The 22,194-nt window shown below is 67.9% G+C and carries 22 protein-coding genes; 10 read left to right on the top strand and 12 right to left on the bottom strand.

Annotation, left to right across the window (positions count from 1 at the left end; translation table 11 throughout):
* Positions 1-175: 175 nt before the first annotated feature.
* Positions 176-1,816 (top strand): glycoside hydrolase family 13 protein, encoded by a 1,641-nt coding sequence (locus F1D05_RS26220; protein WP_185443148.1) that lies wholly within the window; start codon positions 176-178, stop codon positions 1,814-1,816.
* 58 nt (positions 1,817-1,874) lie between these two features.
* Here F1D05_RS26220 and F1D05_RS42200 read toward each other — a convergent pair whose 3' ends face one another.
* From F1D05_RS42200 to F1D05_RS26200, 5 genes are all read right to left on the bottom strand, one after another.
* Positions 1,875-2,003: a hypothetical protein gene (locus tag F1D05_RS42200; RefSeq protein ID WP_281388754.1), complete on the bottom strand. Its 129-nt coding sequence runs from the start codon at positions 2,001-2,003 to the stop codon at positions 1,875-1,877.
* The gene (locus F1D05_RS26215; RefSeq protein WP_185449477.1) at positions 2,000-2,869 is read right to left on the bottom strand and encodes a carbohydrate ABC transporter permease; all 870 of its coding nucleotides are present in this window, start codon (positions 2,867-2,869) and stop codon (positions 2,000-2,002) included. The genes F1D05_RS42200 and F1D05_RS26215 overlap by 4 nt, the downstream gene beginning before the upstream one ends.
* Positions 2,870-2,880: 11 nt before the next feature.
* The gene (locus F1D05_RS26210) at positions 2,881-3,927 is read right to left on the bottom strand and encodes a carbohydrate ABC transporter permease (RefSeq protein ID WP_185443147.1); all 1,047 of its coding nucleotides are present in this window, start codon (positions 3,925-3,927) and stop codon (positions 2,881-2,883) included.
* Between the two features lie 97 nt (positions 3,928-4,024).
* Positions 4,025-5,308 (bottom strand): ABC transporter substrate-binding protein, encoded by a 1,284-nt coding sequence (locus F1D05_RS26205; RefSeq protein ID WP_246485979.1) that lies wholly within the window; start codon positions 5,306-5,308, stop codon positions 4,025-4,027.
* A 341-nt stretch (positions 5,309-5,649) separates the two neighbouring features.
* Complete coding sequence (locus F1D05_RS26200) at positions 5,650-6,066, bottom strand: cobalamin B12-binding domain-containing protein (RefSeq protein ID WP_185443145.1); 417 nt, start codon at positions 6,064-6,066, stop codon at positions 5,650-5,652.
* A gap of 172 nt (positions 6,067-6,238) precedes the next feature.
* On the opposite strand from F1D05_RS26200, the gene F1D05_RS26195 reads away from it, so the two are divergent.
* From F1D05_RS26195 to F1D05_RS26185, 3 genes are all read left to right on the top strand, one after another.
* The gene (locus F1D05_RS26195; RefSeq protein ID WP_185443144.1) at positions 6,239-7,141 is read left to right on the top strand and encodes an esterase/lipase family protein; all 903 of its coding nucleotides are present in this window, start codon (positions 6,239-6,241) and stop codon (positions 7,139-7,141) included.
* Positions 7,142-7,485: 344 nt separating this feature from the next.
* A complete protein-coding gene (locus tag F1D05_RS26190; protein WP_185443143.1) occupies positions 7,486-8,232 on the top strand; it encodes a M23 family metallopeptidase in 747 nt (248 codons plus the stop codon).
* 55 nt (positions 8,233-8,287) lie between these two features.
* Positions 8,288-8,845: a DUF6886 family protein gene (locus F1D05_RS26185; RefSeq protein WP_185443142.1), complete on the top strand. Its 558-nt coding sequence runs from the start codon at positions 8,288-8,290 to the stop codon at positions 8,843-8,845.
* Positions 8,846-9,168: 323 nt separating this feature from the next.
* Here the strand turns inward: F1D05_RS26185 and F1D05_RS26180 are convergent, their stop codons facing one another.
* Positions 9,169-9,597 (bottom strand): hypothetical protein, encoded by a 429-nt coding sequence (locus F1D05_RS26180; RefSeq protein ID WP_185443141.1) that lies wholly within the window; start codon positions 9,595-9,597, stop codon positions 9,169-9,171.
* On the opposite strand from F1D05_RS26180, the gene F1D05_RS26175 reads away from it, so the two are divergent.
* Positions 9,563-10,138: a lanthionine synthetase LanC family protein gene (locus F1D05_RS26175; protein WP_185443140.1), complete on the top strand. Its 576-nt coding sequence runs from the start codon at positions 9,563-9,565 to the stop codon at positions 10,136-10,138. The genes F1D05_RS26180 and F1D05_RS26175 overlap by 35 nt on opposite strands.
* Positions 10,139-10,169: 31 nt before the next feature.
* On the opposite strand, the gene F1D05_RS26170 is transcribed toward F1D05_RS26175, so the two are convergent.
* Together F1D05_RS26170 and pcrA are read right to left on the bottom strand one after the other, a co-directional pair.
* On the bottom strand, positions 10,170-10,733 hold the full coding sequence (locus tag F1D05_RS26170) for a hypothetical protein (protein WP_185443139.1): 564 nt from the start codon (positions 10,731-10,733) through the stop codon (positions 10,170-10,172).
* Between the two features lie 75 nt (positions 10,734-10,808).
* On the bottom strand, positions 10,809-13,130 hold the full coding sequence (gene pcrA, locus F1D05_RS26165) for a DNA helicase PcrA (RefSeq protein WP_185443138.1): 2,322 nt from the start codon (positions 13,128-13,130) through the stop codon (positions 10,809-10,811).
* 415 nt (positions 13,131-13,545) lie between these two features.
* Here pcrA and F1D05_RS26160 point away from each other — a divergent pair, with 415 nt between their 5' ends.
* From F1D05_RS26160 to F1D05_RS26150, 3 genes are read left to right on the top strand one after another with little or no spacing between them, the layout of a single operon-like run.
* Complete coding sequence (locus F1D05_RS26160) at positions 13,546-14,154, top strand: ClpP family protease (protein ID WP_185443137.1); 609 nt, start codon at positions 13,546-13,548, stop codon at positions 14,152-14,154.
* Positions 14,151-14,777 (top strand): ClpP family protease, encoded by a 627-nt coding sequence (locus F1D05_RS26155; RefSeq protein WP_185443136.1) that lies wholly within the window; start codon positions 14,151-14,153, stop codon positions 14,775-14,777. Before F1D05_RS26160 ends, F1D05_RS26155 begins: the two co-directional genes overlap by 4 nt.
* A gap of 56 nt (positions 14,778-14,833) precedes the next feature.
* Complete coding sequence (locus tag F1D05_RS26150; RefSeq protein ID WP_246485978.1) at positions 14,834-15,571, top strand: PIG-L deacetylase family protein; 738 nt, start codon at positions 14,834-14,836, stop codon at positions 15,569-15,571.
* Here the strand turns inward: F1D05_RS26150 and F1D05_RS26145 are convergent.
* On the bottom strand, positions 15,555-16,700 hold the full coding sequence (locus F1D05_RS26145; protein ID WP_185443135.1) for an MFS transporter: 1,146 nt from the start codon (positions 16,698-16,700) through the stop codon (positions 15,555-15,557). The genes F1D05_RS26150 and F1D05_RS26145 overlap by 17 nt on opposite strands.
* A gap of 55 nt (positions 16,701-16,755) precedes the next feature.
* Between F1D05_RS26145 and F1D05_RS26140 the strand changes: the two genes are divergently transcribed.
* Positions 16,756-17,493, top strand: coding sequence for an AraC family transcriptional regulator (locus F1D05_RS26140; RefSeq protein WP_185443134.1), 738 nt, complete (start codon positions 16,756-16,758; stop codon positions 17,491-17,493).
* Positions 17,494-17,535: 42 nt separating this feature from the next.
* Entirely contained in the window at positions 17,536-18,279 is a 744-nt protein-coding gene (locus tag F1D05_RS26135) for an alpha/beta fold hydrolase (RefSeq protein WP_185443133.1), read from the top strand.
* Between the two features lie 75 nt (positions 18,280-18,354).
* On the opposite strand, the gene F1D05_RS26130 is transcribed toward F1D05_RS26135, so the two are convergent.
* From F1D05_RS26130 to F1D05_RS26120, 3 genes are all read right to left on the bottom strand, one after another.
* On the bottom strand, positions 18,355-19,677 hold the full coding sequence (locus F1D05_RS26130) for an aminopeptidase C (RefSeq protein ID WP_185443132.1): 1,323 nt from the start codon (positions 19,675-19,677) through the stop codon (positions 18,355-18,357).
* Positions 19,678-19,911: 234 nt separating this feature from the next.
* Positions 19,912-20,553, bottom strand: coding sequence for a response regulator (locus F1D05_RS26125; RefSeq protein WP_185443131.1), 642 nt, complete (start codon positions 20,551-20,553; stop codon positions 19,912-19,914).
* Positions 20,550-22,004, bottom strand: coding sequence for an ATP-binding protein (locus F1D05_RS26120; protein WP_185443130.1), 1,455 nt, complete (start codon positions 22,002-22,004; stop codon positions 20,550-20,552). The genes F1D05_RS26125 and F1D05_RS26120 overlap by 4 nt, the downstream gene beginning before the upstream one ends.
* Between the last annotated feature and the right edge of the window lie 190 nt (positions 22,005-22,194).

Below are 22,194 nucleotides of genomic sequence, written 5' to 3'. Positions count from 1 at the left end.
CTCTCTCGCCTGTTCGGGGGTGGGCCGCGGCAGGCTGCGAGTGCATACAGAGGGCACGGTCGCCGGCGCGTTCCGTTGCCTGAGACTAGCCACCTTTACCTCGGCGGCGACAGTCGGGGTGCGCGCTGAGACGACCGTCACAGGTTGCTTGCGGGCGCGTGAAAGGCTGGATGCCATGACAGAACAAGCGAGCAGACCAGTTGACGACTGGTGGCGCAGCGCCGTCGTGTACCAGGTGTACCCGCGGTCGTTCGCCGACGCGGACGGTGACGGTACCGGCGATGTGAACGGGATCCGGGCCCGGCTGCCGTATCTGGCCGATCTCGGCATCGACGCGATCTGGATCAGTCCGTGGTACCCGTCCCCGCTGCTCGACGGCGGCTACGACGTGTCCGACTACCGCGACATCAACCCGGAGTTCGGCACGCTGGCCGACGCCGACGCGCTGATCGCGGAGGCGCACGCGCTCGGGATCCGGATCCTGATCGACCTCGTGCCGAACCACTGCTCCTGGGAGCACCCGTGGTTCAAGGCCGCGCTGGCGGCCGGCAAGGGCTCGAAGGAGCGGGAGCTGTTCTGGTTCCGCGACGGCAAGGAGGGTGGGCTGCCGCCGACCAACTGGCCGGCCGCGTTCGGTGGTCCCGCCTGGCAGCAGATCGACGACGGTCAGTGGTACCTGCACCTGTTCGACATCTCCCAGCCGGACTGGAACTGGGACCATCCCGACGTGATCGCGGAGTTCGACTCGATCCTGCGGTTCTGGTTCGACCGCGGCATCGACGGCTTCCGGATCGACGTGGCCGACTCGATGGCCAAGGACGCGACGCTGCCCGACGTACCGCTGCATGACGGTGAGCCGACCAGGGACAAGTACGTCGGCAACCCGTTCTACGACCAGCCCGGCGTGCACACGATCCACCAGCGCTGGCGCGCGATCGCCGACGAGTACGCCGATACGCCGGAAGGCCCGCGGGTGTTCGTCGCCGAAGCCTGGTTGTCGCCGGCCGAGCGACTGGCGCAGTACGTCCGTCCGCACGAGCTGCACTCCGCCTTCAACTTCGACGTACTGCGTAGTACGTGGGACGCGAAGGAACTGCGCGAGGTGATCGACTACACCACCGAGAGCCTGTGGGCGGTGGGTGCGCCGGCGACGTGGGTGCTGAGCAACCACGACACGATCCGGCACCGCACCCGGTACGGACGGGCCAAGCGGGATGCGCTGGAAGGAGCCGGTGTAGTACCGGTGGACCTGGCTCTGGGGCTGCGGCGGGCCCGCGCGGCCGCACTACTCGAACTGGCTCTGCCTGGTGGCGCGTACATCTACCAGGGTGATGAGCTCGGCCTGCCCGAGGTGGAGGACCTGCCCGAAGAGGTCCTGGACGACCCGACCTGGGAGCGCTCCGGCCACACCGTGCGCGGTCGCGATGGTTGCCGGGTGCCCATTCCGTGGAGCGGCAGCGAGCCGCCGTACGGGTTCGGAACTGGCGACGGACAGCCGTGGCTGCCGCAGCCGGCCGACTGGGCCGCGCTGACCGCCGAGGCCGAGGCTGCTGACCCGGAGAGCCACCTGGCCCTCTACAAGGCAGCCCTGCGCATCCGCCACGACCAGGAGGCCCTCGGCGAAGGCAGGCTGACGTGGGACCAGGAAGCCGCCGAGGGTGTGCTGTCGTTCACCCGCGATCCCGGCTTCCGCTGCGTGGTCAACCTCAGCGGCGAAGCGATCGACCTCCCCGCCCACTCCGAGGTGCTGCTGGCCAGCGAATCCCTGACCGACAACAAGCTCCCCGTGGACGCCACGGCCTGGCTCAAGGTCTGACGAACGACAGAGGAGGCCGGAGCTCAGCTCCGGCCTCCTTCGTCCGTACTACGGTCGGCTACCGCCGCCGGTCGCGCTCTTCCCGGTCACGACGGTCCCGGTCCTCGCGGTCCCGGCGGTCCCGCTCCTCCCGGTCGCGCCGGTCCTGGTTCTCCCGGTCACGACGGGCCCGGTCGTCGGAACTCACTTCACACCTCCGGCGGTCAGCCCGGCCACGATGCGGCGCTGGAAGATCAGCACCGCGATCACGAGGGGAATCGTGACCACCACACCGGCTGCCATCTGGCTGCCGAAGGGCTGGTCCCGGCCGGTCGTGCCGACGAACTGCGAGATGATCACGTTCGCCGTCTGGACCGACTTCTTGTTGGTCATGCTCAGCGCGATCAGGAACTCGTTCCAGGCCGCGATGAAGGTGATGATCGCGGTGGTGAACACACCCGGTGCCGCCAGCGGGATGATCACCTTGCGGAACGCCTGCGCCGGCGTACAGCCGTCGACCATCGCCGCCTGCTCGAGTTCCCGCGGCATCTGCCGGAAGAACGCGGTCAGGTTCCACACCGCCAACGGCAGCGCGAACGACAGGCTGGGCACGATCATCGCCTGGTAGGTGTTGATCCACTTGATGTTGATGAACAGCTTCAGCAACGGGATCACCAGCGAGATGCCGGGGAACATCGAGGTGGTGATGATGATCGCCAGCACCGCGTTCTTGAACTTGAAGTCCAGCCGGGCCAGCGTGTACGCCGCGACCATGCCGATCAGCAGGGTCAGGATCGTCACGGTGCCGGCCACCAGCAGGCTGTTCAGCAGGCCCCGGCCGAACCCGTTGCCGGCCCCGAACACGTCCTTGAAGTTCTGGAACGAGAACGGTGCCGGGATGACGGCGTTGGAGAACTGGTCACTCGGCCGCCGGAAGGCCGAGACGACCATCCAGTAGAACGGCGCCAGGCAGTAGATGACGATCAGTGCCACGCCGACCAGCGGCGCCCACCGACGCCAGGGACTCGCCTCAGCAGCCTTGATCGCCTCGGCCGGCAACGGCTTCACCTTCATATCGGTGGCCATTACATTCCACCTCCCACGCTGGTAACGCCGACGGCCGGAGCGGGCAGCGCCGCATCTCGCTTACGCTGCGCGCGACCGCCTCCGCCCGGTTTCTTCGCCCGGGCCTCGCCGATCACGTCGGCGCCGAGCAGTTTCACGAACACGTAGGCCACCGCCGCGACGTACACGAACAGCACAGTCGCGTACGCCGCCGCCGGCCCGTATCTGGTGTTGAACGCTTCGTCGTACCCGAGCATCGACAACGTCTCCACCGAAGGCTTGTGCGGCCCGACCAGGACGAACGGCAGGTCGAAGATCCGCAGCGTGTCGAGGATGCGGAACAGCACTGCCACCAGCAGTGCCGGTTTCACCAGCGGCAACGTGATCCGGCGGAACGTCTGAAGGACGCTCGCCCCGTCCACCTTGGCCGCCTCGTAGACCTCGGCCGGGATGGTCTGCAGACCGGCGAGCACCAGCAGCCCGATGAAGGGTGCCGTCTTCCAGGTATCGGCCACGATGATCGACAGCTTGGCCTGCCAGCCGTCGGTCGACCACAGGATCTGTGATCCGAGCAAGGTGTTCGCGATGCCGTCGGCCTGGAAGATCCACTTCCACAGCAGCGCCGACACCACGGTCGGGATCGCCCACGGCACCAGGATCGCGGCCCGGACGACGGACCGGCCCCGGAACGCCTTGTGCATGATGAGCGCCATCGCGACGCCCAGCACCGTCTCGAGAACGACGCAGACGACGGTGAAGAACGTCGTGTTGTAGAAGGCGGTCCAGAACCGGTCGGCGGTGTCGCCGTGGAAGATCGCCGAGTAGTTGTCGAGCCCGACGAAGGTCGAACCCTTGACGATGAAGCCGTTCGCGTCGAGGCGCTGACCACTGGTGTACAGCGACTCGCGGAGCGCCGACACGATCGGGTAGAGCACGACCAGTGCCAGCACGATCAATGTCGGTGAGAGCAGGATCGCCGCCAGCCGACCGGTGCCCTCGTTGAAACTGGTGACCCTCTTACCGGCCTTGGATTCCGTCCTGTTGTTGACCGGGGCGGACTCACTCATCGCTGCCTCCTTTTGGTTCCCGGGCCAGGCCCGGGGTAGGGACAGGTCGGGGCCGGCGCGCAGCGGGATCGCTACACACCGGCCCCGACCATCTACGTCACTGAGTGATGAGTGTGCTCAGCTTGGTCTGCAGTTCGGAAAGGGCCTGCTTGGGATCCTTGCCGTTCTTCAGCGCGTCGTACGCCGCCGTCTGGATCGCCGCCGTCACGTCGCCGTACTTGACCACCCGCGGCCGCGGCTGCGCACCGAGGATCGAGGCCTTCAGCGGAGCCAGGTACGGGAACGCCTTGGTCAGCTCGGGGTCGTCGTACAGGGACGCGTACGTCGGTGCCTGCGAGGTGCCCTGGATGTTCGCCTTCTGGCGCTCTTCACTGGCCATGAAGTTGATGAAGTCCACCGCGGTCGCCTTGTTCTTGGCGAACTGGCTGATCGCGTAGTCGTGGCCACCCAGCGAGGAGACGCCCGGACCGGTCTTACCCGGCAGCGGAGCGACACCGAACTTGCCGGCGATCTTCGACGAGCCGTCGGTCTTGCCGGCCAGCGCGTAGACGTACGGCCAGTTGCGCAGGAAGAGCAGCTTGCCCTCCTGGAAAGCGCGGCGGCTCTCCTCTTCCTTGTAGGTGACCGCGGCCTTCGGGATGGCGCCGGTGGAGAAGCCCTTGGTCAGCTCCTGCAGTCCGGCCAGTGCCTCCGGGGTGTCGACGTTCGGCTTGCCGTCCTTGTCGACGATCACACCGCCCGCCGAGTTGATCGCCTCGGAGAAGTTCACCGTCAGGCCTTCGTACTTCTCGAACTGGCCCGCGTAGCAGCTCATCCCCTTGGCCTCAGGCAGCGCCTGGACCTTGAGGCAGGCGGCCAGCATCTCGTCCCAGGTCTTCGGCGCCTCGACGCCGGCCTTGGTGAGCAGGTCGGACCGGTAGTAGAGCAGTCCGCCGTCGGAGGTGATCGGCACCGCGTACAGCTTGTCGCGGTACTTCGCGGTCTCGACCGTTGCCGGGATCAACTTCCCCAGGTCCGGGACCTTGTCCTCGGGGATCTGGGTGATCCACTGGTTGGCCGCGAACTCCGACGTCCAGACGACGTCCATGTTGAGAACGCTGAAGGCGTCCGACTTGTTCTGCGCGTTCTGCACCATCTGCTGGCGCTGCGCGTCGGCGTCTTCTGGCAGTTCCTTGATCTCGACCTTCTCGGTCGGGTGCTGCGAGTTCCATGCCGCGACCTGCTTCGGCAGGAATCCCGAGGTGTCCTTGCCGGTGGCAAAGGTGATCGGGCCGCGCCCCTCCAGTGCGCCCGCGCCCCCGGACGAGCCACCGCTGCTCCCGTCGTCACCGCCACACGCGGACGCGAGCAACACCAGGCTGCCCGCGACGCCCAAGGCCACAGCCCGGCGTGTGTGTGATCGTTCAAACCTCATCGTGTACCTGCCCTCTCCCGATGGGACTCACTTGGTCCTGCGTCGTTGGGTCGCAGTCCCCCACCGTCCTGCGAGCCGCCCTATCCGGACAGTAACCGAGAACGGGGGCGATGTGTCCTGAGCCACACACCTCATCGAACCCGGGCGTCATGCCCGAAACGAACGCATGCCTGTATGCGACCGCGATTCGGGACTCCGCACAACCAGGTATTTCTTAACGATTCGGTATTACCGATTAGTAACTAACCCGAACCGCTGCGGAGAGTCGCCGCGGTACGGCAGGCGGTAGGGGCTCAGGCGGTAGAGGCTCAGGCGGTGGCTGAGGCGTCGCCCACGTTGCCACGGACCCACTCGACGATCTCGGTGGTGGTCGCGCCGGGAGTGAAGATCTTGTGCACGCCGAGCTCGGCCAGCGGCTGCAGGTCGGCGTCCGGGATGATCCCGCCGCCGAACACCACGATGTCGTCCGCGTCCCGCTCGGTGAGCAGCTCGCGGACCTTCTTGAACAGGGTCATGTGCGCGCCGGACAGCACGGACATGCCGATCGCGTCCGCGTCCTCGGCGATCGCCGTCTCGACGATCTGCTCGGGCGTCTGGTGCAGCCCGGTGTAGATGACCTCCATACCGGCATCGCGGAGCGCCCGGGCGACCACTTTCGCGCCCCGGTCATGGCCGTCCAGTCCCGGCTTGGCGACGACGACTCTCAAAGGGCTCGTGGCTGACATGCTCGCAGGCTCCTTCTTTTTGAGTGCCCAGGACAAGTCGCAGGCTATCCGAGCCGCACCTCACGGATAAGACACGGTGGTGTGTGTCCCCGGCCACGCGAACGGGGAACCGGTTACCGTGGAAAGAGATCGGACCAGTACCGCGGAGGTCTGATTGCCTGAGGAGACGCCGATGAGCGCCGAAGCCGTCCAGCCACCGGAGAACCCGGCCGCTGACCTCACCGAAGAGGCCACCCGGAGCAGCATCCGGGAGGCGCTCGACGGACTCAAGTACGGCGCGCGCTCGGCGCTGTCGCCGCGAGTCATCCAAGGTGCCGCCGTCGAGATCGGCTGGATCACCACCCATCTGGCGATGTACCCGCTCGGCCTGGTCGGCGGCTCGCGGCACCAGGCCGACCGGCTCAACCTAGCCGGACTCACCCCGGCCCAGCGCGGTCTCCTGGTCGGCGACGTCGAGGCGGCCGGTACGCCGATCCTGCTCGCGCACGGGATCATCGACAACCACACCGTGTTCGCCCTGATGCGCCGCCAGTTGCTCCGGCGCGGCTTCACCCGGATCCACACCTTCTCCTACTCGCCGCTGACGCTCGACGTCCGCAGTACGGCCGAACGCCTCGGCGCCGAGATCGAGAAGATCTGCGAGGAGACCGGCTCCGAGCAGATCCACGTGGTCGGGCACAGCCTGGGCGGACTGATCGCGCGGTACTACGTCCAGCGGCTCGGCGGGGATCAGCGGGTGCACACCTGCGTGACGCTCGGGACGCCGCACCAGGGCACCGTGGCCGCGCGGCTGCTGCCCTGGCCGCTGGTGAAGCAGCTCCGGCCGGACAGCGACCTGATGGCCGAGCTGGCCGAGCCGGCGCCGGGCTGCCGGACCAGGTTCGTCGCGTTCTACAGCGACGTCGACCAGCTGATCGTGCCGCAGCGGCGGGCCCGGCTCAGTCATCCCGATCTCACCGCGCGCAACATCCGGGTCAACGGCGTCGGGCACCTGTCGCTGCCGTTCCACGGCGAAGTCGTCCACCAGATCACCGGCGTGCTGTCACATCTCGACGAACAGGACACAGTTGCCTAACGAGTTTCGCTGACTCGGCAGCGGGTTCGACGCTCAGAGCGGATGCACGTGCAGCCGCGCATGCAAAGGTTTCGTGAAGGAGACCCCGAAAAAGGGGTGGCGGGGTTTGTGGGCTCGTGACCCGTCCGTTATGGTGCTTGAACTCCCACGGGGAATAAATCCTTGCGGGAGTGGACAGTGCCCCTCCCCTGTGACCGAAAGGCCACGTTGTGTCCCAGCACCGTGCCGCGGCCAGCCGCGTCACGCCAGGCAATGCTGCGCAGCAGAAAGCCAACGCTGCGCGTCACAGTGCAAAGCATCGTGTAGCCCGGCGTAACACCCCGAGTAGTACCCAGATCGTCGGTTTGACCGCAGCGCTCGCAGCTGCGGCTGGAGCTGTCGGCTTCAGTTACAGCTCGCTGGCCTCGCCCACCCAGGCGAACTCGGCGATCAACCTCGCCGCGCTGAATCTGGGCGACAACCAGCTCTCCGAGGTCACCACGGCCCGGATCGAGCGGCGCCAGCTGGCCACCCGCGACTCCTCCCGCGTCGAACTCACCGGCGCCGACTCGAACAAGAAGCAGGCCGCGGCCGACAGGTTCGCGAAGGCCCGGGCCGCCAAGCTCGACGCCACCCGGGCACTGACCTCCAAGCGCGCCGCGGCTCTGGCCGCCGCCAAGTTCGCGGCCGAGAACGCACGCACCTCCGCCACCCGCTGCGAAATGATGATCTCCGGCTACCACATCACCGCAGGCTTCGGTCAGGCCGGCGGCCGCTGGGCCCGCAACCACACCGGCACCGACTTCGCCGCCCCGGTCGGTACGCCGATCCGCTCGGTGATGAAGGGTGTCGTACTGAGCGCCGAGTTCGCCGGCGCCTACGGCCGGCAGGTCCGGATCCGGCACGAGGACGGTACCGAGACCTGGTACAACCACATGTCGAAGTTCAGCGTGTCCGTCGGCGAGACCGTGTACGCCGGCGACCAGGTCGGCGCGGTCGGCGTCACCGGCAACACCACCGGCCCGCACCTGCACTTCGAGGTCCGCCCCGACGGTGGCGACCCGATCGACCCGATGCCGTGGCTCCGCAACCACTGCGGCCTCAAGCCCTGACCCTCAGCGCTCAACGTTTGGCGGGCGGGTCCCGCCGCTGACTAGGCTGCCGCGCATGCGTCCGGCAGCTGGTGAAGTTCTGCATTTCTCCGAAGATCCGACCATTCGTCGGTTCAGCCCACATCTGGCCCCGACCACGGTGAGGACAACCCCGTACGTCTGGGCGGTCGGCCACGATCGTGCGCCCGACTACTGGTTCCCCCGGCAGTGCCCCCGCGCGATGGCGTGGGTCGGCCCGAAGACCACCGACGCCGACCGGCTCCGCATCATCGGCGACGGCAGCGGCACCCGCGTCCACGCGATCGAGTACGGCTGGCTCGAGGCAATCCGGACGGTCGAGCTGTACGCCTACCGGCTGCCGGCCGAGCCTTTCGAGGAAGCCGACGCCGCGGTCGTCGCGACCGCCGACGTGGAGCCACTGGGGCCTCCGGAGCGGGTCGGCGACCTGTTCGAGCTGCATGCCGAGGCCGGGATCCAGCTCCGCGTTCTGCCGCAGCTGCACGACTTCTGGGACGCCGTGGTCGGCAGCACGCTGGAGTTCAGCGGTATCCGGCTGCGCAACGCCGTACCGCGCCCTGCGCAGTCCTCGTCCGATGACACGATTGGTCGATGACGTCAGCTCATCGCGTTGTCGCCGACGCCGCCTGGCGATGGGTGCTGGACCAGGTTCGCTGGGCCGACGGTCCGTGGATCCCGGAATCGGCGGATCCCGAGGACCGCGAAGGGATGTACACCGGCACCGGCGGCCTGGTGCATGCGCTGGCCGAGATCCGGCTCTCCCGGCCATGGACAGCCGAGGAGCAGCAGTTGGTCGACGCGATCGGCGAGCGGCTGCGCTGCCAGGTGCCGACCATGACCGGCTACACCTACTTCGACGGCCTGGTCAGCGCGATCGGCGTCTTCACCGCACTCGGGATCCCTGGCACAGCAGACGCCCTACGGCGGTTGTCGGAACTCGCCGAGCCTGACGGCTGGCCACAGACCATCATCAAGCCGCCACGGGCTCTCCCCGGCTCGCGGCTGAACGACCTCACGCTCGGCACCGGCGGAGTCCTGCTGGGGGCCTTGTGGGCGCTGCGGCATGGCGTGGAGGAGGCTCGCGAGCTGGCCGACCGGGCCGCGGACATCCTGCTGGCCGAGGCCGAGCCCGCGTCCGGTGGAACCAACTGGCCGTTCGTCCCCACCCGCTTCGTGGCCGACCGGCCCTTCACCCAGATGCCGAACCTGTCTCACGGCGTCGCCGGCGTCGCGGCCGTGCTCGCTCTCGCCGGAGCTGAGCTCGACCGCCCGGAGCTGACGGCCGCGGGCCGCCGACGGCGCGAAGTACCTGGTGTCGGTCGGTGTAACCGACGGCCAGGGTTTCATCGTTCCGCGGTACATCCCGGACGAGGAGTCGAACGAGGACAAGTACACCTACAACTGGTGCCACGGGGCTTCGGGGACGTCCCTGCTGTTCCTCGCACTGGACCACGCCGGGGTGATGGAAATCGCCGGAGAATCGCCGCTGCGCTGGCACCGTCGATGCCTGCACAGCGTCCGTACTTCGGGCCTGCCGGCGCGGGTCTCCCCGGGCTTCTGGGACAACGACGGGCGCTGCTGCGGTACTGCGGGGGTAGGCGACATCTTCCTGGACTCTTGGCTTCGGTCGGGCGAGAAGGACGATCTCAACTTCGCGCTACAGCTCGCGGACACGTTGGTCGAACGCGTCGTCCGGGACGGGCCGTATGCCTATTGGCGCTTCGTCGAGCACAAGGCGGAGGAGCCGCTGCTGCCGCCGGGAATCGGCTGGATGCAGGGAGCGGCCGGGATCGCCACGTTCCTGTTCCGCGCTAGCCGGTTGACGATCGAGGGGCCGGCCGCGACGGCGATTCCCCGGATGGAGACGTGGTGGGCCCTGCCCTCGTAGTGCGGGCGGCGCATCGCAGTACGGGTGGCTGTTAGCGGCGCCAGACCTCGGCGGTGGTGAGGAAGGCGGACGAACCAGGGCGGTCGGCCGAGCCGTCGACCTGGACGAAGCCGGGGACCGAGGCGCCGCCGATCGAGACCGTGGCGGCGCGGACCGGGGCGATCACCAGGCTGAGGCTGTGCGGGCCGTCGGCCAGCTGGAAGTTGTCGGTCGCGAACAGCCGGCGGTCGAGCACCCCGCTCATCTCGATCTGGATATCGGCGGCCTTCGCGCTGAGCCCGTCGGCCAGGTTCATCGAGACCTGCACCAGGTCGCGTTCCACCGCCGGCTCGTGCCAGGGCAGCCCTTGCACCTCGAGGAACGAGCGGACGAAGTACCGCTCCAGCCAGGAGGCCAGGTCGACGTCCTCGGAGACCACCCGGACGATCCCGTCGAACCAGAGCACGACCGCCGTCCCGGCGCCACAGATCGACCAGTCGACCATCCAGATCGAGGCGAACGCGGTGACCTTGCCGTCCTTGTCGAACAGCCGCAGGCCAGGGTTCGCTCCCGCCAGGATGATCCGGCGGTTGTTACCGTCTGCTGCCTTGGGCATGGGCTGGGACCTTCGTCCAGGGAGGGCCGAAGTTCTGATTGTCGCAGGGCTGGGTCAATTCGGCACGCCGAAGGCTCAAATCTTTTCCACCGGGGCGTAGCGGAGCAGCAAACGCTTGACTCCCTCGGAGCCGAAATCGATGTCCGCCTGGGACTGCTGGCCCTCGCCGCGGACCACCACGACCGTGCCCATCCCGAAGCTGTCGTGGACGACGCGATCGCCCGGATTGAGGCTGATCACGGCCTTGTCGGCGGCGGTCCGGCGAGCCGGCTCCCAGCGGCTGCTGACTCCGCTGGAGCCCGACGTCCCGGTCCCCGACCAGCGGGTGATCGCGGACTCGTCGCGGCGCCAGTCGAGCAGCTCCGGCGGGATCTCCTCGAGGAACCTGGACGGCGGGTTGTGCTGCGGAGCGCCGTACGCCGACCGGACCGCGGCCCGGGAGATCGCCAGCCGCTGCCGCGCCCGGGTGATCCCGACGTACGCGAGCCGGCGTTCCTCCTCCAGCTCCTTCATGTCGTTGAGCGACCGGGAGTGCGGGAAGACGCCGTCCTCCATCCCGGTCAGGAACACGACCGGGAACTCGAGACCCTTGGCGGTGTGCAGCGTCATCAGCGTGACGACGCCGTCGGTGGCGGCATCCGGGATCTGGTCCGCGTCGGCGACCAGCGCGACCCGCTCCAGGAACGCCTGCAGGTCGGACGGCTCGGCGGCCGCGGTCCGTTCCTCGACGAACTCGCGGGCGACCGAGATGAACTCGTCCAGGTTCTCCAGCCGGGTCTCGTCCTGCGGATCCGGTGACTTCTGCAGCTCTTCGTAGTACCCGGAGCGATGCAGTGCGACGTCGAGGATGTCGTCCGGTGGCGCACCCGAGTCGACCATCGCGGTCAGCTCGTCGAGGATGTCGACGAAGCCCTGCACCGCGTTGGCGCTCCGGCTGGCCATCGCCGGTGCTTCCTGGGCCCTTCTGAGGGCCGCGGAGAAGGTGATCCGGTCGCGCAGCGCCAGCGCTTCGATCGCCGCCTCGGCGCGCTCGCCGATGCCGCGCTTGGGGACGTTAAGGATCCGCCGCAGCGAGACCGTGTCCTCGGGGTTCGTCAGCACCCTCAGGTACGCGAGCGCGTCGCGGACCTCCTTGCGCTCGTAGAACCGGACACCGCCGACGACCTTGTACGGATGGCCGGTGCGGATGAACACTTCCTCGAACACCCGCGACTGCGCGTTGGTCCGGTAGAACACCGCCACGTCCGACGGCTTCACCCCGTCGGCGTCGGCCAGCCGGTCGATCTCGTCCGCGACGAACTGCGCCTCGTCGTGCTCGTTGTCGGCGACGTACACCGCGATCTGCTCGCCCTTGCCCTGGTCGGACCACAGGTTCTTCGCCATCCGGCCCTCGTTGCGGCTGATCACCGCGTTCGCCGCCGAGAGGATCGTCTGGGTGGAGCGGTAGTTCTGCTCGAGCAGGATCGTCTCGGCGCCGGCGAAGTCCTCCTCGAAGGCGAGGATGTTGCGGATCGTCGCGCCGCGGAAGGCGTAGATGCTCTGGTCGGAGTCACCGACCACCATCAGCTCGGCCGGCGGACTGATCGGACCGTCGTTCGGGCCCGGCTCGAGGGCGGCGCAGAGCTCACGGATCAACGTGTACTGCGCGTGGTTGGTGTCCTGGTACTCGTCGACGAGGACGTGACGGAACCTTCTGCGGTAGTACTCCCGGACCTCGGGGAACGCCTGCAGCAGGTTGACCGTGGTCATCAGCAGGTCGTCGAAGTCCAGCGCGTTCGCCTGCGCGAGCCGCTCCTGGTAGATCCGGTAGCACTCGGCGTACGTCTCCTCCAGATGGTTGGAGGTCTTCGAGGCCGCCGACTCGTGGTCGATCAGCTCGTTCTTCTGGGTGCTGATCCAGTTCAGGATGGCGCGCGGGTTGTACCGCTTGACGTCCAGGTCGAGCTCGCGGCAGACCAGCGTCATCAGCCGGCGCGAGTCGGTGTCGTCGTAGATCGAGAACGTCGAGGAGATCCCGAACCGCTTGATGTCGCGGCGCAGGATCCGCACACAGGACGAGTGGAACGTCGAGACCCACATCAGCTTGGCCCGCGGACCGACCAGCTCCTCCACCACCCGCTCGCGCATCTCGGCGGCGGCCTTGTTGGTGAAGGTGATCGCCAGGATCGAGCCAGGATGCGCATCCCGCGCCGCCAGGAGATAAGCGATCCGGCGGGTCAGCACCCGCGTCTTGCCCGAGCCTGCTCCGGCGACCACCAGCAGCGGCTTCCCCGCATGCACGACGGCCGCCCGCTGCTGCGGGTTCAGCCCTTCGAGCAAGGCATCGGGGTCGGGCCGATGCTTCTTGGGCTCCTCGAGCGGCACCGGGAGTTCATCTGGAGAGAAGAGCGTCGTCATCGCCCACCACCTTAGGCGCTCCCACGGACAGTCCGCGTACGCCCACCAAAACCACCCCCACGTTCGCCGCTCGACACGTGAGCACCCCGTCGGCCGGCGCCATCCGAGTTCCGGGGTGGGCTTAACCCATTGGTGTGGGGGTTCGCTCCCGGTGTGGGGGTTACCTCATTGGCATGCGGGTGGGGTAACCCCGACAGGAGGAGGCAAGCACCGCGTTTGGGCGAAGCGCGTGGCGACCGGATTGGCATGCGGGTGGGGTAACCCCGACAGGAGGAGGCAAGCACCGCGTTTGGGCGAAGCGCGTGGCGACCGGGCGGGGGTGTGGGCCGGCGTGGCGGGGGGGGTTGGCTGAGAGCAGAGCTGCTAGGAGCAGAAAGGGTGGGGTGCGGGGCTGCGGCCGGTCAGGGTGGATGACATGTCCGATGAAGCCAAAGCTCCGATGTTCAGCAATGAGTCCAGACAACAGCTGTTGCGGCAGCGGATCGTCGTGCTCGATGGTCAATTGACCGACGACAACGGCACCTTGCTCGCGACCCAGATCCTCACCCTCGCCGCCGAGGATCCCAGCACCGATGTGGCGTTGTGGATCCATTCGCTCGGCGGTTCGGTGCCGTCGATGCTCGCGATCCGCGATGTGATGCGGCTCGTCCCGTGCGACGTCTCCACGCTCGCGCTCGGCCTCGCCTGCAGCGCGGGCCAGTTCCTGCTGTCCGCCGGTACGCCGGGCAAGCGCTTCGCGCTACGGCACGCTCGCGTCCTGATGCACCAGGGTTCGTCCGGCATCGGCGGATCGGCGGTGGAGATCGAGATCCAGGCCAACGACCTGCGCCATATCCGCGACACCGTGCTCGCGCTGATCGCCGAGGACACCGGCCAGCCACTCGAGACCGTGTACGAGGACTCGCTGCACGACCACTGGTACACCGCGCCGCAAGCACTCGAGTACGGCTTCATCGACCACATCGTCGAATCGTTCGACCAAGTGATGCCCCTCCAGCACCAGAAACTCGGAGCGACCCGATGAGCAGCTACACGATCCCCAACGTCATCACCCAGAGCCCGCGCGGCGAGCGCATCATGGACGTCTACTCGCATCTGCTGTCCGAGCGGATCATCTACCTCGGTACTGCGATCGACGCCGGCGTCGCGAACGCGCTGATCGCGCAACTCCTGCACCTGGCGGCGGACAAGCCCGATCAGGAGATCGAGCTCTACATCAACTGCGAGGGCGGCGACATGTCCGCCATGCTCGCGATCTACGACACGATGCAGTTCATCCGTACGCCGATCGCGACGGTCTGCGTCGGCCAGGCGATCTCGGCGGGCGCAGTACTGCTGGCAGCCGGTACGGCGGGCAAGCGCGCGATCCTGCCCCACGCGCGAGTGGTTCTGCACCAGCCTGCTGGTCGCGGCCAGGGCACGATCCCGGATCTCATCCTGCAGGCCGACGAACTGGTCCGGGTTCGTAGCCAGCTCGAGAAGATCTTGGCATCGCACACCGGGCAGTCCATCGAGCAGTTGCGGCACGACACCGATCGCGACCACGTACTCACCGCCGAGGCGGCCCGCGAGTACGGCGTCGTCGATGCCGTGATCCAGTTTCGTCCGGGCCTTCCTGTCTTCGGCGCCGAAGCGATCAGCGGCTGAGAGCGTCTTCGGGACCGAGGCGATCGGCAGCTGAGCGCGCCGGTTAGGGTCGCGGTGTGAGCCTGCCTGCCGGAAATCCCCGCCCTGACGAAGAGATCGAGCGCGTCCTGGTCGTCGTCGCCCATCCCGACGACGTCGACTTCGGCGCCGCCGGCACGATCGCCGGCTGGACCCGGGCCGGCATCGAGGTGAGCTACTGCCTGGTGACCGACGGCCAGGCCGGCGGCTTCGAGCCGGACCGCGATCGCGCCGAGATGCCCGCGGTACGCCGCGCGGAGCAGTCGACCGCGGCCGGGCACGTCGGCGTGAAGGACCTGCATTTCCTCGGCTATCAGGACGGGCAGGTCGAGCCGACGCTGGACCTGATCCGGGACATCGTGCGGGTGGTCCGTAAGGTCCGGCCGCAGCGGCTCGTCACCTCGTCCCCCGAGCGGAACTGGGCCCGGATGCCCGCGTCGCACCCGGATCACATGGCCGCGGGCGAAGCGACGACGCGCGCCTTCTTCCCGGCCGTGGGCAACCCGTACGCGTTCCCCGAGCTGATCAGCGAAGGCCTGGAGGCGTGGACCGTCGGCGAACTCTGGCTGCAGGCCCATCCCGAGCAGAACCACTACGTCGACATCACCGACACCTTCGACGCCAAGGTCAAGGCGATCCTGTCGCACGTCAGCCAGCACCCCGATCCGGACAACATGCCGGACCGGATCAGGGCCTGGAACGGCCAGAACGCCGCGCAGGCAGGCTTTCCCGAAGGCCACCTCGCGGAGGGCTTCGCCGTTATCCGCCTCGGCTGAGGCCAGTACTACGGAACGCTAGTCGCAAGCTGATCAACCAAGCGGCCAGGACGAACACCACGAGCATTGCGAGTCCTGCCCGCAGTGACGTGTGATCGACGACCGCCCCGATCAGCGGCGCGAACAGTCCACCCGCCGAGACCGCCAGCCCGAGAGTGACTCCACTGGCGGTACCGGGCCGGGTCGGCAACATGTCCTGCCCGAGCGTGATGTGCAACGAGAACGGCACTGACAGCGCGGTCCCGACCAGCGCGATCACGACGTACAGCGAAGGCCCTGGCACGAGGACAAGCACAGGCAGCAGGAGGGTTGTCGCAAGATAACCAGCCCGTACTACGGGGAGCCGACCCCACCGCTCGGCGAAGCGGCCGCCCAGTACGGTGCCGACGGCAGCCCCCACGTACAAGGCGAACACGGCTGCCGTCGCGGCTCTACCTCCACCACCGACGCGCTGTACGGCGTACAGGCCAACGAAGCCCGCCAGGCCGAGGTAGGCGATCGAACGTAGTACGACGATCGCTGTCAGCTGCCCGAACGCAGCCCAGTCGTCAGTGCCTGCTGCTGTCGAGCGAGTCGCTGTCGCCGGCTTGTACTTCGACAGAACGGGCACTGTCACCGCTATACCAACCAGAGCTGGTACTGCGAGCCAACCGGTCGCTTGCAGGCCTAGCTCCGACAGGACTGGTCCTGCGACGAGCGGAGCCAGTACGAAGCCCGCGTTGCCACCCAGGGAGAACCAGCTCATCTCCCGATGACCGCCGCCCGTCACCGTACGCGCGATGCGCGCCGCAGACGGGTGGTACGCCGCTACGCCCAACCCGACGAGCGCAGCCGCCACTAGCGTCATACCGAAGGACGTGGACGCGCCCAGCAGGACTACGCCGCCAGCGCAGGCCAGCATGCTCACCGGGAGGATCCAGGGAAGCGTGCGACGGTCCACCAACCAGCCGAACGCCGGCTGCGTCGCGGCCGACGCCACGGTCCCCGCAAGGACGACGATCGACACGGCCGAGTAGCCGAGGCCCCGGTCGAGCACCAGGAACGGGACCAGGACAGGGATCAGCCCCTGGTAGAAGTCGACGCTGGAGTGACCGACCGCCATCACCAGGGTCGCGTTGCGCTTCGCCATACGTAACAGCCTGCAACCTGCTGGCCCTGGCTGACTTCCGTTAATCTGACAACATATGTCGGGAATCCGCCAGCAACCTCAAGCGCCGACCGTTCTCCGCCAACTGGCCGGTGGCGAGCGGATCGACCTGCATGTCCACGACGACCACCAGATCGTCTACGCGGCCGCCGGAGTCGTCTCTGTCGCCACGAAGCAAGGCACCTGGGTCGGACCGGCCACCCGCGCGATCTGGATTCCCGCCCGCACGCCGCACGAGCACCGCGCCTACGGCGACACGGCACTCCACCTCGTAGGACTTCCGGTCAACCCGCTAGGTCTTGCGACGCCCGCAGTACTGTCCGTCCATCCCTTGCTCCGTGAGCTGATCATCGCCTACACAGACGACCCTGCCGACGACAGCGCCGAACGGCGACGCCTCCGCGCAGTACTGCTCGACCAGCTAAAGCTATCCACGCAACAGGCCGCCCTACGCCTCCCCGCCGCCCAGGACACCCGCCTGGCGGCGCTGTGCGCAATCCTCGACCGCACCCCCGCCGACAGCCGCCCCCTAGCAGCCCTCGGCTCCGCGGTAGGCGCCAGCGAACGCACCCTCTCCCGCCTGTTCCGCGCCGAGTTCGCCATGACCTTCCCCCAATGGCGCACCCAACTCCGCCTCCACCACGCCCTCGTCCTCCTCGCCGAAGGCCACCCCGTCACCACAGTCGCCCACCTCTGCGGCTGGTCCACCCCCAGCGCCTTCATAGACACCTACAAACAAACCTTCACCACCACCCCCGGCCGCCACCACCCCTAAAAACAGTTGCCGGGCGGGGTGGAGGGGGTCAGGGTCTGGGGCATGACTCTTGTTAGGTGGGTGGTTGGTGACGAGCCTGAGGTGTTGCTGGTGCACGCGGGGGTGGCGGACTCGCGGATGTGGGCGGAGCAGGTGGCGGATCTCAGCCGGGATCATCGGGTGATCACGGTGGATCTGCGCGGGTTCGGGGAGACGCCGGTGGAGGCCGGGGTGAAGTACTCCGACGCGCAGGATCTGCTGGACGTGCTCGACGAGTTGCAGGTGGAGACGACGGCGGTGGTCGCGGCGTCGTTCGGGGCGAACGTGGTGCTGCAGGCGGCGAGTCATGCGCCGGAGCGGTTCACGCGGCTGGTGCTGATGTCGCCGCCGATGGACGGGGTCGAGAGGACCGACGATCTGCGGGCGTTCGGGGCGGAGGAGGATCGTCTGCTGGAGGCCGGGGACGTCGACGGCGCGACGGACCTCAACGTGCGGACCTGGTTGGGCCCCGAAGCTGACGACGAGGCCCACGAGCTGCTGCGGATCATGCAGAAGCGCGCCTTCGACGTCGGGCTCGCGGTCGGAGACCTCGACCAGGAGGAGTACGAGGTCGACCCGAAGGTGCTGACGATGCCGGTGAAGCTCTTCCACGGCACGCACGACCTGGACTACTTCCACCACTGCGCGACCCACCTGGCCGCCCAGCTGCCGCAGGTCGACCACGTCGAACTCCCCTGGGCCGGCCACCTCCCGACCCTCGAGCGCCGCGCGGAAGGCATCGAACTGGTCCGCGCCGCCTTGTCCTGAAGGCGGACCGCCAACACTCACCATCACCGGCAAGGCGGGCCTCTTCAGGCGGCCGGGCCCGCAAGCACTCAGCTGTCAGTCGGCGAGGGCACCCATCGGGTCCCAGGCCGGGAGGACGATCGGGGCGTCGTCGAGGCGGGCCTGGAGTTCGGCCGGGAGGGCGGAACGGCGGACGGCGATCTCGAAGACGTGCTCGGCGTACCACGAGTCGTTCATGGTCCAGAAGCCGCTCTCGCCCTTCTCGTCACCCCAGCTGTTCTCGACCCGCCAGCGGCGCGGCTTGCCGTCGAGCACGTCGACACCGGTGAACAGCATCGCGTGCGTCATCAGCGTCTCGTGGTGGACCAGCCGCTCGGCCTTGTTCAGCGAGAACTCCGTGTCGTAGATCGACCCGTAGTCGTACAGCTTCGCGTCCCAGTAGCCGAGGTCGGAGTTCATCTGCTTGCCGACGTCGCAGCCGAACCAGACCGGCTCGCCGCCGACGATCGCGGCCTGGGTGAGCTGTTTCATCAGGTCGATCTCGACGTTCAGGTACACCACCGGCGGCGCGTCGATCACGTTGCCGAGGAAGTCGACGGTGAAGGTCTTGCCGGTCGGGCTGGTCTCGCGCGGGTCGTGCACGATGCACACGTACTCGTCGACCGGCAGCGTCACGTACGCCGCGGCGAACTCGGCCGGGGTGGTCCAGCCGTCGCGGTGGAAGCCCTTGTCGGTGTCTTTCCACTGCCACAGGAACTTCTGCGGCGGCGTACCGAGGTGGATGCTCAGCACCCGGTGGATCGTGGTCAGCAACACCTGCTTGTGCGCCCGCTTCGCCTCGACCCCGTCGAGCTTGCGCAGATCGCGCGCGCCCTGGCGGAGCAACTGGCGGAGCGTGTCGTTCATCTGCGAGGTCGACGAGGAGCTCTCGGTCTCCGGCATCGCCGACTTCGGCACCAGGCCGTGCTTGCGGACCAGCGCGACGAACATGTTCCACTGGCCGCCGTCACCGATCGGGTCGGACAGCAGGTGCGCCACCGTCCGGTCGTCGACGTCGCGGTCGCCGGTCTCGATCATCGCTTCGAGGAAGAAGTTGGACCGCTCGAACTTGTCCCAGAACAGCAGGTAGTTCTGGGAGAACTCGAAGTCCTTGACGCCGAGCTTCTCGGCGGCGCCGACCCGGAGCAGGTTCAGCCCGGCGAACAGCCAGCAACGGCCGCTCTTCTTCTGGTTCGTCACCTTCCAGTCGTCGAGCAGATTCGAGACCGAATGGTCAAGACTCGTGACGATCTGGCGGTCGAGGGCGATCGTAGCGATCGGTGTCTGGGTGACTGCGTTCTGCATCACCCGGTACGCCGGGTGCGCCGCGAACTCTTTCTCGAAGAGTTCGAGCTGTTCGGCAGTGAGATTCCGCTCCATAGCAATCGACGGTATAACAGCGGCAAAGGTCCCTGCGCTCCTGTCGCGTGGCGAAGATGTGCCCTGTCCAGATCCCGCCACCGATGAGACGGCCGCCGCGGCCCCTCCGAGCGCCATCGCCAGCCCGAGCACCGGCGTACGGTCCGCGTGCCAAACCCCCATCTTCCACTCACCGGAAGAGCCACGCGCGAAACCCGCCGCCGGCAAGCGGCGACGGGAAGGCGGTTGCCGAGGTCAGACCAGGCGGCGGTCGGTGGCCCAGCGGGTGAGTTCGTGGCGGTTGGAGAGCTGGAGCTTGCGCAGTACGGAGGAGACGTGGGTCTCGACCGTCTTCACCGAGATGAAGAGCTCGCGGGCCACTTCCTTGTACGCGTAGCCGCGCGCGATCAGCCGGAGCACCTCGCGCTCACGCTGCGAGAGCCGGTCCAGGTCCTCGTCCACCGAGGCGATGTCGATCGCGCCGGAGAACGCGTCCAGGACGAATCCCGCCAGCCGCGGCGAGAACACGGCGTCACCGTCGGCGACCCGTCCGATCGCGTCGACCAACTCGGTGCCGCTGATGTTCTTGGTGACATACCCACGCGCGCCGGCCCGGATCACACCGATCACGTCCTCGGCCGCGTCAGACACCGACAGCGCGAGGAACTTGATCTCGGGGTGCCGCTGGTGCACCTGCTTCATCACCTCGGTGCCACCGCCGCCGGGCAGGTGCACGTCGAGCAGGACGACGTCGGGCTCGTTCGCCACGATCGCCTTCACCGCGCTGTCGACGTCGTTACCCTCGCCGACGATGTCGACCGAGGACCCGATCTCGCTGCGAACACCGGCCCGGAACATGTCGTGGTCGTCGATGACCACCACTCGCCTCTGTGTCATCTGTCCATCTCCAGTCGCACTTCGGTGCCTGTCTCCGGGTTCGACCGCACCGTTGCGCGGCCGCCGTGCCGTTCCATCCTGCCCATCACGCTGTGCCGCAGACCGAGCCGGTCCTCGGGCACCCCGTCGGTGTCGAAGCCCTTGCCGCGATCCCGGACGAAGATCTCGGCCCGGTCCCCGTCGACCTCGACGAATACATCGATCTTGTCAGCTCCGGAGTGTTTTGCGGCGTTCACCATCGATTCTCTTGCCGCGCGCACCATCGCCGAGAGTCCTTCGGACATGTCGCAGTCGCCGACCGTGACCACTTCGACCGGTACGCCGTGGGAGTCCTCCACCTCGGCAGCGGCCCGTTTCGCCGCACCTGCCAGGGTCTGGTCGGTCTTGTCGTCCTCGTCGTACAACCAGGACCGCAAGTCCCGCTCCTGCGCCCGAGCAAGCCGTACTACGGCTCGCGGGTCGTTCGCCTGCTTCTGGATCAGCGCCAGCGTCTGCAGCACCGAGTCATGCAGGTGAGCCGCCATGTCGGCCCGCTCCTGCGACCGGATGCGCTCGCTGCGCTCGGAGTTCAGGTCGCGGGTCAGGCGGTGCACCCACGGTCCGGCGATCACGCCGATGCCGACCACCGCGAGCAGCAGTGCGACCAGGACGTCGCCCACCATCGACAGCCGGCCGTTCTGCACCAGGAAGACGGTCACCGCGGTGCCGAGCAGCACCAACCCGACGACGATCCGGACGATCGACTTCCAGCCGCCCTTGCCGAACAGCATGCCCAGCGTGGGCGCCTTGTTGGTCCAGGCTGCCTTCTGCCCCTCATCCGCCTGCCGCCAGATCAGCGCCAGACCGGTCCCGGCGAACACGAGCGGCCAGAACATCTTCCCGGCGATCCCGAGGCCGGCCACGTTCAGCAGCAGCAGCAGGCCGACGCCGACGACGGCCAGGGCCATCATCTGGCCGCGGTTCTTCTCCCGCCGGCGAGCCTTGCTCTCGGTCATCGGTGGCGGCTGATCCGAGCGCAGCCCGCCACGGGTGTGCGCTGCGAGGCCGGGTGCGGCCGGTACGGTCGGAGCCGCCAGCGGCATCAGGAACCACAGGGCCGCATAGATCAGTACGCCGAAGCCGCCGAACACCGTCATCGCGATGAAGACCAGCCGGACGACCGTGTCGGAGACACCCAGGTGGTCCGCCACCCCACCGGCAACACCACTCACCACCCGCCCATCGGCACGGCGGTAAGCCCGCCGCACAGGAGGCACTTCCTGCTGCCCGGAACCACTCCCAGGTGGTACGCCGTACTGGCTCGCTTCCGGCGCGCTGCTGCCGTGCTGGCTCGTTCCAGGCGCGCTGCTGCCCGGCGTACCGGCGTACTGGCCCGGGGCGTGCGGACCGGCGGGTGGGACCCCTTGGCTCTTGGGTCCGCCCGGAGGCGCGGCAGCGGCTGGTTGATTCATCTCCACGATCGTCACATGCGGACCGGGGCGACACCAGCAGGCTTGTCCCCGGCCGGGACCTCAGCCGCCGGTCGCCACGGTCAGGGTCGGGCCGGGGAGAACCCCTAGCTGACCGTGGCAGCGGGGCGACCCGGGGTCACCGCAGGGGGATCCCCGATGTTCGGAACGGCCGGAGCGGGACACTATCGGT

Origin of the sequence: Kribbella qitaiheensis, assembly GCF_014217565.1 — a bacterium.
In the GTDB taxonomy this organism is placed as follows: Bacteria; Actinomycetota; Actinomycetes; order Propionibacteriales; family Kribbellaceae; genus Kribbella; species Kribbella qitaiheensis_A.
This window is presented reverse-complemented; position numbering and strand designations above follow the sequence as displayed.

Coding starts and splice junctions, on each gene's coding strand:
- F1D05_RS26220 (WP_185443148.1), top strand. CDS start 176: ATGACAGAACAAGCGAGCAGACCAGTTGACGACTGGTGGCGCAGCGCC.
- F1D05_RS26215 (WP_185449477.1), bottom strand. CDS start 2,869: ATGAAGGTGAAGCCGTTGCCGGCCGAGGCGATCAAGGCTGCTGAGGCG.
- F1D05_RS26210 (WP_185443147.1), bottom strand. CDS start 3,927: ATGAGTGAGTCCGCCCCGGTCAACAACAGGACGGAATCCAAGGCCGGT.
- F1D05_RS26200 (WP_185443145.1), bottom strand. CDS start 6,066: ATGTCAGCCACGAGCCCTTTGAGAGTCGTCGTCGCCAAGCCGGGACTG.
- F1D05_RS26195 (WP_185443144.1), top strand. CDS start 6,239: ATGAGCGCCGAAGCCGTCCAGCCACCGGAGAACCCGGCCGCTGACCTC.
- F1D05_RS26185 (WP_185443142.1), top strand. CDS start 8,288: ATGCGTCCGGCAGCTGGTGAAGTTCTGCATTTCTCCGAAGATCCGACC.
- F1D05_RS26180 (WP_185443141.1), bottom strand. CDS start 9,597: ATGAAACCCTGGCCGTCGGTTACACCGACCGACACCAGGTACTTCGCG.
- F1D05_RS26170 (WP_185443139.1), bottom strand. CDS start 10,733: ATGCCCAAGGCAGCAGACGGTAACAACCGCCGGATCATCCTGGCGGGA.
- pcrA (WP_185443138.1), bottom strand. CDS start 13,130: ATGACGACGCTCTTCTCTCCAGATGAACTCCCGGTGCCGCTCGAGGAG.
- F1D05_RS26160 (WP_185443137.1), top strand. CDS start 13,546: ATGTCCGATGAAGCCAAAGCTCCGATGTTCAGCAATGAGTCCAGACAA.
- F1D05_RS26155 (WP_185443136.1), top strand. CDS start 14,151: ATGAGCAGCTACACGATCCCCAACGTCATCACCCAGAGCCCGCGCGGC.
- F1D05_RS26145 (WP_185443135.1), bottom strand. CDS start 16,700: ATGGCGAAGCGCAACGCGACCCTGGTGATGGCGGTCGGTCACTCCAGC.
- F1D05_RS26140 (WP_185443134.1), top strand. CDS start 16,756: ATGTCGGGAATCCGCCAGCAACCTCAAGCGCCGACCGTTCTCCGCCAA.
- F1D05_RS26135 (WP_185443133.1), top strand. CDS start 17,536: ATGACTCTTGTTAGGTGGGTGGTTGGTGACGAGCCTGAGGTGTTGCTG.
- F1D05_RS26130 (WP_185443132.1), bottom strand. CDS start 19,677: ATGGAGCGGAATCTCACTGCCGAACAGCTCGAACTCTTCGAGAAAGAG.
- F1D05_RS26125 (WP_185443131.1), bottom strand. CDS start 20,553: ATGACACAGAGGCGAGTGGTGGTCATCGACGACCACGACATGTTCCGG.
- F1D05_RS26120 (WP_185443130.1), bottom strand. CDS start 22,004: ATGAATCAACCAGCCGCTGCCGCGCCTCCGGGCGGACCCAAGAGCCAA.